The following is a 15,375-nucleotide window of genomic DNA, read 5'->3' on the forward strand; positions in this document are numbered from 1 at the left end:
GGGCATCCACCGACTTGAACGGGGCAAGCGAAAGGGATAACCACCCTCTCAGTTTCCCCTCCTTACGTGTCTAAAGGACAGTTCACATGGCGCGCGACAAGATTGCTTTGATTGGCTCCGGTCAGATCGGCGGAACGCTGGCTCACCTCATCGGCTTGAAAGAACTGGGCGACGTCGTGATGTTCGACATCGCCGAGGGCGTGCCGCAGGGCAAGGCGCTCGACATCGCGCAGTCCTCGCCGGTCGACGGTTTTGACGCGCACTACAGCGGTGCGAACTCCTACGAGGCGCTCGACAACGCCAAGGTCTGCATCGTCACCGCCGGCGTGCCGCGCAAGCCCGGCATGAGCCGCGACGACCTCCTCTCCATCAACCTCAAGGTCATGGAGCAGGTCGGTGCGGGCATCAAGAAATACGCCCCCGACGCCTTCGTCATCTGCATCACCAACCCGCTCGATGCCATGGTCTGGGCGCTCCAGAAGGCCTCGGGCCTGCCGCACAAGAAGGTCGTCGGCATGGCCGGCGTGCTCGACTCCGCGCGCTTCCGCTACTTCCTGGCCGACGAGTTCAACGTCTCGGTCGAAGACGTCACCGCCTTCGTGCTCGGCGGCCATGGCGACACCATGGTGCCGCTGGTGAAGTACTCCACCGTTGCCGGCATCCCGCTGCCCGACCTCGTCAAGATGGGCTGGACCTCGCAGGCGCGCCTCGACGAGATCGTCGACCGCACCCGCAACGGCGGCGCCGAGATCGTCAATTTGCTCAAGACCGGCTCGGCCTTCTATGCGCCGGCTGCTTCGGCCATTGCGATGGCCGAGAGCTATCTGCGTGACAAGAAGCGCGTGCTGCCCTGCGCCGCTTATCTCAACGGCGAATACGGCGTGAAGGACATGTATGTCGGCGTGCCCGTCGTGATCGGCTCGAAGGGCGTTGAGCGCGTCGTCGAGATCGAGCTCGCCGGCAAGGACCGCGAGGCCTTCGACAAGTCGGTCGGCGCCGTGCAGGGCTTGGTCGATGCCTGCAAGAAGATCGCGCCCGATCTTCTCGGTCGCTAAGGCCTAGACAATCCCGCCGAGGACCGAAAACCGGTCCTCGGCGGTTTCATTTCCGGGCCCGCCTCGCCGGGACGGGGCCCGGCCCAAGATTTCCGACATCAAAGAATCCGGGTTGCAGTTGCTGTGGTATATGGTATGCCAGCCACAAGACTGAGATGGGCCCTGAGGGGTCACCGCCCGCGGGTTCAGGGAGCGACCATATGAATATCCACGAATATCAGGCCAAGGCGCTGCTGAGCGAGTTCGGTGTAGCGATCTCCAAGGGCGTTCCGGTTCTCAAGGCCGCAGACGCGGAAGCAGCCGCCAAGGCGCTGCCCGGTCCCGTCTATGTGGTGAAGAGCCAGATCCATGCCGGCGGCCGCGGCAAGGGCAAGTTCAAGGAAGCCTCGGCCGGCGACAAGGGCGGCGTTCGCATCGCCAAGTCGGCCGCCGAGGTCTCCGAATTCGCCAAGCAGATGCTCGGCGCAACCCTCGTGACGATCCAGACCGGCCCCGCCGGCAAGCAGGTCAACCGCCTCTACATCGAGGACGGTTCCGACATCGACAACGAATTCTATCTCTCGATCCTGGTCGACCGCGAGACCTCGCGCGTCTCCTTCGTCGTCTCGACCGAGGGCGGCGTCAACATCGAGGACGTCGCGCACAACAGCCCCGAGAAGATCGTCACCTTCTCGGTCGATCCCGCGACCGGCATCATGGGCCATCACGGCCGCACCGTTGCCAAGGCGCTGAAGCTCTCCGGTGATCTCGCCAAGCAGGCCGAGAAGCTCACCGCGCAGCTCTACGCGGCGTTCGTCGCCAAGGACATGTCGATGCTGGAGATCAACCCGCTGGTCGTGACCAAGCAGGGCCAGCTCCGCGTGCTCGACGCCAAGGTGTCGTTCGACGACAATTCGCTGTTCCGTCATCCCGACGTGCTCGCGCTGCGCGACGAGACCGAGGAAGACGCCAAGGAAATCGAGGCGTCGAAGTACGACCTCAACTACGTCGCCCTCGACGGCAATATCGGCTGCATGGTCAACGGCGCCGGCCTCGCCATGGCGACGATGGACATCATCAAGCTCTACGGCATGGCGCCGGCGAACTTCCTCGACGTCGGCGGCAGCGCCAGCAAGGAGAAGGTTGCGGCAGCGTTCAAGATCATCACCGCGGATCCCAATGTGAAGGGCATCCTGGTCAACATCTTCGGTGGTATCATGAAGTGCGACGTGATCGCCGAGGGCGTCACGGCTGCGGTTCGTGAGGTCGGCCTCAGCGTGCCGCTGGTGGTTCGCCTCGAAGGCACCAATGTCGAGCTCGGCAAGAAGATCATCCGTGAATCCGGTCTGAACGTGGTGCCGGCCGACAATCTCGACGACGCCGCGCAGAAGATCGTGAAGGCCGTCAAGGGAGGCTAAGACCATGGCCCAGGACCATCTCTCCGCATCATCTCCACTTGCAGAGCATGCGCGTCTCGCCGCGTTCGCCGGCGAATGGAATGGTGAAGAGGTGGTCTTTCCGTCGCGCTGGACGGAAGGCGGCACCGCCACGTCTCGTGTCGTCGCGCGCATGGACCTGAACGGGTTCTACCTGATCCAGGACACGGTGCAGATGCGCGACGGCAAGCCGAGCTTCGCCACCCACGGCATCTTCACTTACGACCGCGACGACCGGACCTACAAATTGTTCTGGTACGATTCACTCGGCTACACCCCGCCCTCGCCCGCCTCCGGCGGGTGGGTCGGCAAGACCCTGACGCTGGTGCGCGGCTCGCTCCGCGGCAACGCGCGCCACGTCTATGAGATCATCGACGACTCCTCCTACTCGTTGAAGATCCAGTTCTCGCCGGACGCGGAAGGCTGGGCTGACGTGCTCACCGGCGTCTACCGCCGCATCCACTGATCCTCTCACTCTGTTAGTTTCGCGAAAGCAGACCTCATGTCCATCCTGATCGACAAGAACACCAAGGTCATCTGCCAGGGCTTCACCGGCAAGAACGGCACCTTCCATTCCGAAGCCGCGATTGCCTATGGCACCAAGATGGTGGGCGGCACCTCGCCCGGCAAAGGCGGCTCGACCCATCTGAACCTGCCGGTGTTCGACACCGTGCGCGAAGCGCGGGAGAAGACCGGCGCCGATGCGTCGGTGATCTACGTGCCACCGCCGGGCGCGGCGGACGCGATCTGCGAGGCGATCGACGCCGAGATCCCGCTGATCGTCTGCATTACCGAAGGCATTCCCGTGATCGACATGGTCCGGGTGAAGCGCTCGCTGGCCGGCTCCAAGTCGCGCCTGATCGGGCCGAACTGCCCGGGCGTCATGACCGCCGGCGAGTGCAAGATCGGGATCATGCCGGCCAACATCTTCAAGACCGGCTCCGTCGGCATCGTCTCCCGCTCGGGTACGCTGACCTATGAAGCCGTGTTCCAGACCTCGCAGGAAGGCCTCGGCCAGACCACCGCGGTCGGCATCGGCGGCGACCCGGTGAAGGGGACCGAGTTCATCGACGTCCTGGAAATGCTCCTGGCTGATCCCAAGACCGAGTCGATCATCATGATCGGCGAGATCGGCGGTTCCGCCGAGGAAGATGCTGCCCAGTTCCTCAAGGACGAGGCCAAGCGTGGCCGCAAAAAGCCGATGGTCGGTTTCATCGCCGGTGTTACCGCACCTCCCGGCCGTCGCATGGGCCATGCCGGCGCGATCATCTCCGGCGGCAAGGGCGATGCCGGTTCCAAGACCGAGGCGATGAAATCCGCAGGGATTACAGTATCGCCGTCTCCCGCGCGCCTCGGCCATACGCTTGCCGAAAAATTGAAAGGCTAATTCACTCCTTCGTACTTTTCCGGGCGAAGTTTCGCAGCAAATAGGATAAATGGTGCCTGTCGCGTCGAGCCTCTGCCGGGAGCTCGACGCCAGCGCCGTTTGTTATGCGCGAACCGAAATCGCCAGGAACCCAGTATGTCTCGCCAGGACGCGAACGCAGCCTTTGCCCTCTCATCGTTTTTGCAGGGCACCAACGCCACCTACATCGACGAAATCTACGCCCGCTACGAGAAGGACCCGTCCTCGGTCGACGCCGAGTGGCAGGAGTTCTTCAAGAGCCTCAACGACCAGCCGGCTGACGTTCGGAAGAACGCGGAAGGGCCATCCTGGGAGCGCGCCAACTGGCCGCTGACCCCCAAGGACGATCTGACCTCCGCCCTCGACGGCAACTGGGCCGAGGTCGAGAAGGCGGTCGGCAGCAAGATCGCCGCCAAGGCGCAGGCCAAAGGCACCGATATTTCCTCCGCCGATTTGCTTCAGGCCACGCGCGACTCGGTGCGTGCGTTGATGCTGATCCGCTCCTATCGCATGCGTGGTCATTTCCACGCCAAGCTCGATCCGCTCGGCATCGAGGCCCCGCGTAACCGCGAAGAGCTCGACCCGCGCACCTACGGCTTCAGCGAAGCCGATTTCGACCGCAAGATCTTCCTCGACCACGTGCTCGGTCTCGAATACGCGAACTTGCGCGAAATCACGGCGATCTGCGAGCGCACCTACTGCCAGACGCTCGGCGTCGAGTTCATGCACATCAGCAATGCCGCGCAGAAGGCCTGGATCCAGGAGCGCATCGAGGGGCCCGACAAGGAGATCTCCTTCACCCGCGAAGGCCGCAGAGCCATTCTGCAGAAGCTGGTCGAAGCGGAAGGCTTCGAAAAATTCTGCGACACCAAGTTCACCGGCACCAAGCGCTTCGGCCTCGACGGCGGTGAATCGCTGATCCCCGCGCTCGAGCAGATCATCAAGCGTGGCGGCAATCTCGGCGTGAAGGAAGTCGTGCTCGGCATGCCGCATCGCGGCCGCCTCAACGTGCTGACGCAGGTGATGGGCAAGGCCCACCGGGCGCTGTTCCACGAGTTCAAGGGCGGCTCGGCCAATCCCGATGCGGTCGAAGGCTCGGGCGACGTCAAATATCACCTCGGCGCGTCCTCGGACCGCGAGTTCGACGGCAACCGCATCCATCTGTCGCTGACCGCCAACCCCTCGCATCTCGAGATCGTCGATCCCGTCGTGCTCGGCAAGGTTCGCGCCAAGCAGGACCAGCACGGCGATCCGCCGGACCAGCGCATCTCGGTGATGCCGCTTTTGATGCATGGCGACGCGGCGTTCGCGGGCCAGGGCGTGGTCGCCGAATGCTTCGGCCTGTCGGACCTGAAGGGCTACCGCACCGGCGGCTCCGTGCACTTCATCGTCAACAACCAGATCGGCTTCACCACCTATCCGCGCTACTCGCGCTCCTCGCCCTATCCGTCCGATGTGGCGAAGATGATCGACGCGCCGATCTTCCACGTGAACGGCGACGATCCGGAAGCCGTGGTCTTCGCCGCCAAGGTCGCGACCGAGTTCCGGCAGAAATTCCACAAGCCCGTCGTCATCGACATGTTCTGCTACCGCAGGCATGGCCATAACGAAGGCGACGAGCCTGCGTTCACCCAGCCGGTGATGTACAAGAAGATCGCGGCTCACCCGACGACGCTGGAGCTCTATTCCCGCCGGCTGGTCAGCGAAGGCGTGATGACCCAGGGCGAGGTGGACAAGGCCAAGGCGGATTGGCGCGCGCGGCTCGATGCCGAGTTCGAGGCCGGCACCTCCTACAAGCCGAACAAGGCCGACTGGCTCGACGGCAAATGGGCGGGCTTCAAGATCGCCGACCAGGAAGAGGATGCCCGTCGCGGCGTCACCGGCGTGGATCTGACCGTCCTCAAGGACATCGGCCGCAAGATCACCAAGGTGCCGGATGGCTTCCGCGTTCACCGCACCATTCAGCGCTTCCTGGAAAATCGCGCCAAGGCGATCGATAGCGGCACGGGCATCGACTGGGCGACCGGCGAAGCGCTGGCGTTCTGCACGCTGCTCAACGAGAACCATCACGTCCGTCTGTCCGGACAGGATTCGGAGCGTGGCACCTTCTCGCAGCGCCACTCGGTCCTGATCGACCAGGAGGACGAGAGCCGCTACACGCCGTTCAACCATCTCGGCAACGAGCAGGGCCATTACGAGGTCATCAACTCGCTGCTGTCGGAAGAAGCGGTGCTCGGCTTCGAATACGGCTATTCGCTCGCCGAGCCGAACACGCTGACGCTGTGGGAAGCGCAGTTCGGCGACTTCGCCAACGGCGCGCAGGTCGTGTTCGACCAGTTCATCTCCTCGGGTGAGCGCAAATGGCTCCGCATGTCCGGTCTCGTCTGCCTCTTGCCGCACGGGTATGAGGGCCAGGGACCGGAGCACTCTTCGGCGCGCCTGGAGCGTTACCTGCAGATGTGCGCGGAAGACAACATGCAGGTGGCCTACCCAACCACGCCGGCGAACTACTTCCACGTGCTGCGCCGACAGCTTCATCGCGAGATCCGCAAGCCGCTGATCCTGATGACGCCGAAGTCGCTGCTGCGTCACAAGCGGGCGGTCTCGCGCCTCGAGGAGCTCGCGAAGGGCACGACTTTCCACCGTATCCTGTATGATGACGCCCAGATGCTGCCGAACGAGCCGATCAAGCTCGTTCCGGACGACAAGATCCGCCGCATCGTGCTGTGCTCGGGCAAGGTCTATTACGACCTCTACGAGGAGCGCGAGAAGCGCGGCATCGACGACATCTATCTGATGCGCGTCGAGCAGCTCTACCCGGTGCCGCTCAAGGCGCTGGTGGCCGAGCTGTCCCGCTTCAAGAAGGCCGAGGTGATCTGGTGCCAGGAAGAGCCTCGCAACATGGGGGCCTGGCACTTCATCGAGCCCTATCTGGAATGGGTGCTGAACCAGGTGAACGGCGCGAGCCGGCGTCCGCGTTATGTCGGCCGCGCCGCTTCCGCCGCGACCGCCACGGGTCTGATGTCCAAGCATCAGGCGCAGCTGAAGGCCTTCCTGGACGAAGCACTGAGCTGAGACGTTTTTAAGACTGTCGTTGCCCGCGAAGGCGGGCAATCCGGTACGCCGTGAAGTTCGTGATCAGAACGAACGTCGCGGCGTACTGGATGCCCCGCCTTCGCGGGGCATGACGTATGAATTCCTGTCCGCGACTGCGATCCCCTTAAGGAAAAGACCATGACTGAAATTCGTGTGCCGACGCTCGGCGAATCCGTCACCGAGGCCACCATCGGCCGCTGGTTCAAGAAGGCCGGCGACGCCGTCGCCGTCGACGAGCCCTTGGTGGAGCTCGAGACCGACAAGGTCACCATCGAAGTCCCGGCGCCCTCCGCCGGCACGCTGAGCGAGATCATCGCCGCTGATGGCACCACCGTTGCGGTCGGTGCGCTGCTCGGCCAGATCACTGAAGGCGCGGCCGGTGCAAAGCCTGCGGCTGCGCCCGCCAGGCCTGCGGCAGCTGCTCCGGCTCTCGCCGCCGCCGCTCCGGCCGCGAAAGCGCCGCCGGCCGATGCGCCGCTCGCTCCGTCCGTGCGAAAACTCTCCGCCGAGACCGGCGTCGACGCCTCGACCGTTCCGGGCTCCGGCAAGGACGGCCGCGTCACCAAGGGCGACATGCTCGCCGCGATCGAGCGTGCGGCCTCCGCGCCGACCCCGGTGAATCAGCCCGCCGCCGCCGTGCAGGTCCGCAGCGCCTCGCCGGCCGATGACGCGGCCCGCGAAGAGCGCGTCAAGATGACCCGGCTGCGCCAGACCATCGCGCGCCGCCTCAAGGACGTGCAGAACACCGCGGCCATGCTCACGACCTTCAACGAGGTCGACATGACCAACGTCATGGCGCTGCGTGCCCACTACAAGGATGCGTTCGAGAAGAAGCATGGCTCGAAGCTCGGCTTCATGGGCTTCTTCACCAAGGCCGTCGTGCAGGCGCTGAAGGACATCCCGGCCGTCAACGCCGAGATCGACGGCACCGATCTGATCTACAAGAACTACTACCACATCGGCGTGGCCGTCGGCACCGACAAGGGCCTCGTCGTCCCCGTCGTGCGCGACTGCGACCACAAGTCGATCGCCGACATCGAGAAGGGCATCGCCGATTTCGGTCGTCGCGCCCGTGACGGCCAGCTCAAGATCGACGAGATGCAGGGCGGCACCTTCACCATCACCAACGGCGGCATCTACGGCTCGCTGATGTCGACGCCCATCCTGAACGCGCCGCAGTCGGGCATCCTCGGCATGCACAAGATCCAGGACCGTCCGATGGTCGTCGGCGGCAAGATCGAGGTCCGCCCGATGATGTATCTGGCGCTGTCCTACGACCACCGCGTCATCGACGGCAAGGAAGCCGTCACCTTCCTGGTTCGCGTCAAGGAGAGCCTGGAAGATCCGGCGCGCCTGGTGCTCGATCTCTGATCCCTGAAGCTCTGCGAGCGCCGTCGCGATGGCAGCGACGGCGCCTGTCGAACCATGGAGGCTGACGTGACGGATAAGGTCGTTGTCATCACCGGCGGCAGCCGCGGCATTGGCCGTGCGACCGCGCTTGCTGCGGCCGCGCGCGGCTATCGCGTCGTGGTCGGCTACGCCAGCAACGAGACGGCCGCCGACGAGGTGGTCGCGCAAATCGAAGCCGGCAACGGCAAGGCGATCGCGGTGAAATGCGATGTCGCCGAAGAGAGCGACATCCTCGATCTGTTCAAGGCTGCCGACAAGTTCGGGCCGCTGGCCGCGCTCGTCAACAATGGCGGCATCGTCGGCAAGAGCGGCGTGCGCGTCGACGAGATGTCGGCCGAGCGCATCCAGCGCGTGCTGGCGGTCAACGTCACCGGCTCCATCCTCTGCGCGCGCGAGGCGGTGAAGCGGATGTCGACCAAGCACGGCGGCAAGGGCGGCGTCATCGTCAATCTGTCGTCGGTCGCGGCCAAGCTCGGCGCGCCCAACACTTATGTCGATTACGCCGCGTCGAAAGGCGCGATCGATTCCTTCACCACCGGCCTCGGCTACGAGGTCGCAGCCGAAGGTATTCGCGTCGCGGGCATTCGCCCCGGCCTGATCGATACCGACATCCACGCCTCCGGCGGCGAGCCTGACCGGCATCATCGCCTGGCCCATCTGGTGCCGATGAAGCGCGTCGGCACCGCGGACGAAATCGCCAACGCCATCATCTGGCTCATGTCGGACGAGGCTTCCTACGTCACCGCAGCCACTCTCGATGTGTCCGGCGGCCGCTGACGCGCCGGCGGACGCTGACACATCCTCACAACGTTAAATTCACGGGACTTTCTCTCATGGCTACCTACGATCTCGTCGTCATCGGCACCGGACCTGGCGGTTATGTCTGCGCCGTGCGCGCCAGCCAGCTCGGCATGAAAGTCGCCGTGGTCGAAAAGAACGCGACGCTCGGCGGCACCTGCCTCAATGTCGGCTGCATGCCGTCGAAGGCGCTGCTGCACGCCTCCGAAATGTTCGAGGAAGCCGCGCATTCCTTCGCCAAGATGGGCATCAGCGTCTCCGCGCCCAAGCTCGAACTGCCGGCGATGATGAACTTCAAGCAGCAGGGCATCGACGGCAACGTCAAGGGCGTCGAGTTCCTGATGAAGAAGAACAAGGTCGACGTGCTCAAGGGCACCGGCAAGATCCTCGGCACCGGCAAGGTCGAGGTGTCCGCCGACGGCAAGTCGCAGGTGATCGAGACCAGGAACATCGTCATCGCCACCGGCTCCGACATCGCGCGCCTCAAAGGCATCGAGATCGACGAGAAGCGCATCGTGTCCTCGACCGGCGCGCTGTCGCTGGACAAGGTCCCCGGCAAGCTGCTCATCGTCGGCGCTGGCGTGATCGGCCTCGAGCTCGGCTCGGTGTGGAAGCGCTTGGGCGCCGAAGTCGTCGTCGTCGAATTCCTCGACCGCATCCTGCCCGGCATGGACGGCGAGATCGCCAAACAATTCCAGCGTATCCTCGAGAAGCAGGGCTTTGCGTTCAAGCTAGGGGCCAAGGTCACCGCGGTCGACACCTCGGGCAAGACGCTGAAGGCGACGATCGAGCCCGCCGCCGGCGGCGCCGCCGAGACCGTCGAGGCCGACGTCGTGCTGGTCTGCATCGGCCGCGTGCCCTACACGGATGGTCTCGGTCTGAAGGAGGCCGGCGTTGCGCTCGATCCGCGTGGCCGCGTGCAGATCGATCCGCATTTCGCCACCAGCCTGAAGGGCGTCTATGCCATCGGCGACGTCGTCGCGGGCCCGATGCTCGCCCATAAAGCCGAGGATGAAGCGGTCGCGGTCGCCGAGATCATCGCAGGCCAGGCCGGCCACGTGAACTACGACGTGATCCCAGGCGTCGTGTATACCACCCCGGAAGTGTCCTCCGTCGGCAAGACCGAGGAAGAGCTGAAGCAGGCCGGCGTCGCCTATACCGTCGGGAAGTTTCCCTTTACCGCCAACGGCCGCTCCAAGGTCAACCAGACGACTGACGGCTTCGTGAAGATTCTCGCAGATGCGAAAACCGATCGCGTGCTCGGCGTGCACATCATCGGCATCGAGGCCGGTGAAATGATCCACGAGGCCTGCGTTCTCATGGAGTTTGGTGGCAGTGCGGAAGACCTTGCGCGCACCTGCCACGCGCATCCGACCCGCTCCGAGGCCGTCAAGGAAGCCGCGCTTGCAGTCGGCAAGCGGGCCATCCATATGTAGGGTCGCGCCCAGAGCCTAATCGGGCGGGACATCACATGCTACGCCGCCTTCTTCAACCGGTCTGGGTCCTGCTCGCGATCATCTTCCTGATCGAAGCCTGGCTGTGGGACCATCTCGAGCCTGTTGTCGCGCGGGTCGTCGCGCTGATCCCGCTCGCCCGGTTCAAATCATGGCTGGCCGAGCGCGTCGACGCGCTGTCGCCTGCGATGACGTTGATCGTCTTCGTGGTCCCGATCATCCCGCTGTTTCCGCTCAAGCTGGTCGGCCTGTGGCTGCTCACGCATGAGTACTGGACCAGCGCGGTCTTCACGATCCTGTTCGCCAAGATGCTCGGCGTCGGTGTCACCGCCTTCGTGTTCGACGTCACGCGCGACAAGCTTCTGGAGATGCACTGGTTCGAACGGCTCTACGAAATGGTGCTGCGGCTGCGCGCCAAAGCGACCGAGCTGGTCGACCCGGTCAAGCGCCGCCTCCGCGAGCTGGTCAAGGGCAACGGCGAAGGCTGGTCCTCGCGGACGCTGCGCCTGATCCAGCGTTTTCGCAAGAGCGTGCACGAGGCGCGGTAAGCTGCTCGAGACGCACCCACTGTCATCGCCCGGTTTAGCCGGGCGATCCAGTATTCCAGGGACGATCGTGGTTCCCGAGAAGCCGCAGCGTACTGGATGCCCCGGCCAAGCCGGGGCATGACAGCGGTGGGCGTAGCAGCCCCGTCACCCGTGCAAATGCAACAGATGCGGCGCCCATGCGCCGAGCACGGTCATGCCGAGCCCTGCGAGCGTCAAGAGGCCGGCGATCCAGGCGAGCGGCAGCATGCCGGTGATGATCGTGGCGGATGCCAGCACGATCCCGATCTGGAACGCAGCCGACGCCAGCTCGAAGTGATGGTATTTCGCGGTCGCCTCGTCGCGCTGGTGCTCGGCTTCCTTGGCCTTCTCGGAGAGCTGCTCGGTGCCTTCGCCGGTCTCGGGCTCGGAGCGGTAGCGCGCTGCGGTCTTCTGCCACTCGTCGATCTGCTTCTGCACCGCGGCTTTCATGGCGTCGTCGATGGCGCTGCCGAGCGTCAGCTTGCCCTGATCGGCGGCGGTCTGCACGACGGTGCGGCGGATGCTCTTGGCCTGGAAGAACGCCCAGAGGTTGGAGGCCTCGACGTTCTTGCTGATCGATTCGGTCTGCGCGCCTTTGCCGAGCGTTTCCGAGATCGCCAGAAACAGCGCCAGCACCGCGATCAGAAGCGCGATCTTCTTGTTCTCGGCCGATGCGTGCTCGGCGTGCTCGGCGTGCTCCATGCTTTCGTGTGCGCTCATGAATCCCCTCCTGTTCGGTTCGGCAACGATTGACCGAACCGCGCGGCCTGCGCAAGAGGCATGCTTGCGATGACAGCTTGATGTCAGGAACCAACGAGCTCTTCAGCGTCTTGGATGCGCGCTGGCATAGACTTCCAGCAGCCGCTCGGAATCGATCCCGGTATAGATCTGCGTGGTTGAAAGCGAGGAGTGACCGAGCAATTCCTGAATGGCGCGCAGATCCCCGCCGCGCGAGAGCAGGTGCGTTGCGAACGAGTGACGCAGCGCGTGCGGCGTCGCGCTGTCAGGCAGGCCGAGCGCACCGCGCAGCCGCTCCATCGCGAGCTGGATGATGCGCGGACTGAGCGGCCCGCCGCGCGCGCCGACGAAGATCGGCCCCTCCGGAGGCAGCGCATGCGGGCACATCGCGGCATATTCGTCGATCAGCGCGAGCACATTTTGCAGCACCGGCACCATGCGTGTCTTGTTGCCTTTGCCTGTCACGACCAGCACGTCGCCTTCGCCTGATTTCGGCACCTCGCGCCGCTTCAGCCCGAGCGCTTCGGAGATGCGCAGGCCCGAGCCATACAGCAGCGCCATCACCGCCGCGTCGCGCACCAGGATCCAGGTCTCGCGATCCTCGCCGGCGCGCTCGTCGGCATCGGCCAGACGTTTTGCAGATGCCATCGGCAAGGGCTTCGGCAGCGTCTTGGCGACCTTCGGCGCGCGGATGGCGGAGAGCGCGCCGACCTTGCCTTTGCCTTCGCGTTCGAGGAAGCGGCCGAACGAGCGCAGGCCCGCCAGCGCGCGCATCAGCGAGCGGCCGGCAATATCGTCGGCGCGCCGCATCGCCATGAAGGCGCGCACGTCGGTGGCTTCAAGCGAGGCAAAGCGCTCCAGCGTGACACGCTCGCCCCAATGGCTGCACAGGAAATCCAGGCACTGCCTGAGGTCGCGGCCATAGGCCTCCAGCGTCTTCGGCGACAGCCGTCGCTCGGCGCCGAGATGCGACAGCCAGCGCGCCATCTCCTGCGCGATCGAGGGATCGGCGCTGGCGAGCTCGAGTGGAGGGGCGGCCGGTTTGCTCATGCGCTCTGGACGGAATGATTCCGCACAGTATATCGCACCATACACGTTTACTGTTCGCTAAGGCGGACCCGGGGCGATAGCCTCGAAGCCCCCGAGGTTCCGATTCTCTCCATGGATCATACGTCGCGCAGCACGACCGTCCCCGCCAACGCGACCCGCATGGTCGACGTGCTGGTGCCCGTCGCGCTCGACCAGACCTATTCCTACAAGGTGCCGGTGGGCATGGAGCTGAAGGCCGGCGATCTCGTTGCTGTGCCGCTCGGGCCCCGTGAGGTGCTCGCCGTGGTCTGGGGCGAAAACGCCAATCCCGATCCACGCCTGCATAACCGACTCAAGGAGGTCAGCGAGAAGCTGGACGTTGCCTCGCTCAAGGGGGAGCTGCGTTCGGTCGTCGACTGGGTGGCCAATTACACGCTCAGCCCGCGCGGCATGGTGCTGCGGATGTGCCTGCGCATGGGCGAGAACCTCGGTCCCGAGCGCGTCCGCGCCGGCGTGCGGCTAACCGGTGATCCCCCGCGCCGGCTGACGCCGTCGCGTCAGCGCGTCATCGAGCTGCTGTCGGACCGGCTGCTGCACGGCAAATCCGAGGCCGCCAGGGAAGCCGGCGTGTCCGCCGGCGTGATCGACGGCCTCGTCGACGAGGGCACGCTGACGGTCGAGCCGATGCCGCCGCCACCCCCGCCGCCGGCGCCCGATCCCGGGTTCGGCCGTCCCGATTTCTCGCCGCTCCAGCGCGCCGGCGTCGATGCGATGCGCGCGCTCGCGGCCAACGGCACCTTTCACGTCGCGCTGCTCGACGGCGTCACCGGCTCCGGCAAGACCGAGGTCTATTTCGAGGCGGTTGCGGAAACGATCCGCCGCGGCAGGCAGTCGCTGATCCTGATGCCGGAGATCGCGTTGACCGGTCAGTTTCTCGACCGTTTCGCCCAGCGCTTTGGCGTGCGCCCGATCGAATGGCATTCCGAGCTCACGCCGCGCACCCGCGCGCGCAACTGGGCCGCGATCTCCGAGGGCACCGCGCCGGTCGTGGTCGGCGCGCGCTCGGCGCTGTTTCTACCCTACGCCAATCTCGGCCTCATCGTCGTCGATGAAGAGCACGATCAGGCCTACAAGCAGGACGAGGGCGTGCACTACCACGCCCGCGACATGGCGGTGGTGCGCGCGCATATCGCCAAGATCCCGATCGTGCTGGCGTCGGCGACGCCGTCGGTCGAGTCGGAGGTCAATGCGCGCAAGAATCGCTATCAGCGCATCGCGCTGCCGTCGCGCTTCGGCGGCCAGCACATGCCGCATATCGAGGCCATCGACTTGCGCCGCGAGCCGCCGGCGCGCGGCCGCTACATCTCGCCGCGGCTGGCCGGAGAGATCAGAAAGGCGATCGAGAAGCGCGAGCAGGCGCTGCTGTTCCTCAATCGCCGCGGCTATGCGCCGCTGACGCTGTGCCGCGGCTGCGGCCATCGCTTCGCCTGCACCATCTGCGACGCCTGGCTGGTCGATCACCGCTTTCGCCAGCGGCTCGTCTGTCACCATTGCGGCTTCTCGATGCCGCGGCCCCCAACCTGTCCGCATTGCGCGGCGGAGGAATCGCTGGTGGCGGTTGGCCCCGGCGTCGAGCGCTTGCAGGAGGAGGCGGCGGCGCTTTTCCCCGATGCGCGCACCATGGTGCTGTCGAGCGATCTCATCACCTCGATCGAGACGATGCGAAGCGAGCTAAACGAGATCGCGGAAGGCCGCGTCGACATCATCATCGGCACGCAGCTCGTCGCCAAGGGGCACAATTTTCCGCGGCTGAATCTCGTCGGGGTGGTCGATGCGGATCTCGGCCTCAGCAACGGTGATCCGCGCGCGGCGGAACGGACCTGGCAATTGCTCAACCAGGTGATCGGCCGTGCCGGGCGCGAGCAGGGCCGCGGCGTCGGCTATCTGCAAACGCATCAGCCTGATCATCCCGTGATGAAGGCGCTGATCGCCTGCGATCGCGAGGCTTTCTACGACAGCGAGATCGATCTGCGCGAGAAGACGCTCTATCCGCCGTTCGGACGCCTCGCCAGCCTGATCATTTCCGCGGGTGATCGTCCGAGCGCCGAAGGCCTCGGCCGCCAGCTCGTGGCACGCGCGCCGCGCGACGAGCGCGTGGTCGTGCTCGGCCCCGCCGAAGCCCCGCTCGCCGTCATCAAGGGCCGCTACCGCTTCCGCATCCTGGTGAAATCGGCGCGCGGCTTCGATCTCTCGGATTATTTGCGCAACTGGCTCGCGGTGTGTCCGAAGCCGAAGGGCAACCAGAAGCTCGAGGTGGACGTCGACCCGCAGAGCTTTTTGTAGCGATCAAGACTCGTCCGCAGTCGTTGCGGGCGCCATATACTCAGCTGTCATCGCCCGGCTTGACCG

At 65.1% G+C, this 15,375-nt stretch carries 12 protein-coding genes; 10 read left to right on the plus strand and 2 right to left on the minus strand.

Translation table 11 applies throughout. The annotated features are described in order from the left end of the window. Positions 1–86 precede the first annotated feature (86 nt). The 9 genes from mdh to BM222_RS25680 all read left to right on the plus strand — a co-directional run bounded on the left by mdh (position 87) and on the right by BM222_RS25680 (position 11,181). Positions 87–1,055, plus strand: coding sequence for a malate dehydrogenase (mdh, locus tag BM222_RS25640; RefSeq protein ID WP_092233999.1), 969 nt, complete (start codon positions 87–89; stop codon positions 1,053–1,055). Positions 1,056–1,255: 200 nt separating this feature from the next. Continuing rightward, a complete protein-coding gene (gene sucC, locus BM222_RS25645) occupies positions 1,256–2,452 on the plus strand; it encodes an ADP-forming succinate--CoA ligase subunit beta (RefSeq protein ID WP_092234001.1) in 1,197 nt (398 codons plus the stop codon). A gap of 4 nt (positions 2,453–2,456) precedes the next feature. Continuing rightward, positions 2,457–2,936, plus strand: a complete 480-nt coding sequence (locus BM222_RS25650) for a DUF1579 family protein (protein ID WP_092234004.1) — start codon at positions 2,457–2,459, stop codon at positions 2,934–2,936. Between the two features lie 36 nt (positions 2,937–2,972). After that, on the plus strand, positions 2,973–3,857 hold the full coding sequence (gene sucD, locus BM222_RS25655; protein WP_092234007.1) for a succinate--CoA ligase subunit alpha: 885 nt from the start codon (positions 2,973–2,975) through the stop codon (positions 3,855–3,857). 135 nt (positions 3,858–3,992) lie between these two features. Then, positions 3,993–6,950, plus strand: coding sequence for a 2-oxoglutarate dehydrogenase E1 component (locus BM222_RS25660; RefSeq protein ID WP_092234010.1), 2,958 nt, complete (start codon positions 3,993–3,995; stop codon positions 6,948–6,950). 159 nt (positions 6,951–7,109) lie between these two features. Next, the gene (gene odhB, locus BM222_RS25665; RefSeq protein ID WP_092234013.1) at positions 7,110–8,342 is read left to right on the plus strand and encodes a 2-oxoglutarate dehydrogenase complex dihydrolipoyllysine-residue succinyltransferase; all 1,233 of its coding nucleotides are present in this window, start codon (positions 7,110–7,112) and stop codon (positions 8,340–8,342) included. Between the two features lie 54 nt (positions 8,343–8,396). Further along, on the plus strand, positions 8,397–9,158 hold the full coding sequence (locus BM222_RS25670; protein ID WP_092234016.1) for an SDR family oxidoreductase: 762 nt from the start codon (positions 8,397–8,399) through the stop codon (positions 9,156–9,158). Between the two features lie 56 nt (positions 9,159–9,214). Then, on the plus strand, positions 9,215–10,615 hold the full coding sequence (lpdA, locus tag BM222_RS25675; protein WP_092234019.1) for a dihydrolipoyl dehydrogenase: 1,401 nt from the start codon (positions 9,215–9,217) through the stop codon (positions 10,613–10,615). A 35-nt stretch (positions 10,616–10,650) separates the two neighbouring features. Then, the gene (locus BM222_RS25680; RefSeq protein ID WP_092234021.1) at positions 10,651–11,181 is read left to right on the plus strand and encodes a hypothetical protein; all 531 of its coding nucleotides are present in this window, start codon (positions 10,651–10,653) and stop codon (positions 11,179–11,181) included. Between the two features lie 144 nt (positions 11,182–11,325). Here BM222_RS25680 and BM222_RS25685 read toward each other — a convergent pair whose 3' ends face one another. Both BM222_RS25685 and BM222_RS25690 read right to left on the minus strand, forming a co-directional pair. Further along, complete coding sequence (locus BM222_RS25685; RefSeq protein ID WP_092234023.1) at positions 11,326–11,919, minus strand: DUF4337 domain-containing protein; 594 nt, start codon at positions 11,917–11,919, stop codon at positions 11,326–11,328. A gap of 102 nt (positions 11,920–12,021) precedes the next feature. Continuing rightward, positions 12,022–12,987 (minus strand): tyrosine recombinase XerC, encoded by a 966-nt coding sequence (locus BM222_RS25690; protein ID WP_092234026.1) that lies wholly within the window; start codon positions 12,985–12,987, stop codon positions 12,022–12,024. Between the two features lie 111 nt (positions 12,988–13,098). Between BM222_RS25690 and BM222_RS25695 the strand changes: the two genes are divergently transcribed. Then, positions 13,099–15,309, plus strand: a complete 2,211-nt coding sequence (locus tag BM222_RS25695) for a primosomal protein N' (protein ID WP_092234029.1) — start codon at positions 13,099–13,101, stop codon at positions 15,307–15,309. The last annotated feature ends 66 nt before the right edge of the window (positions 15,310–15,375 follow it).

It is taken from the genome of Bradyrhizobium sp. Gha, assembly GCF_900113735.1.
In the GTDB taxonomy this organism is placed as follows: Bacteria; Pseudomonadota; Alphaproteobacteria; order Rhizobiales; family Xanthobacteraceae; genus Bradyrhizobium.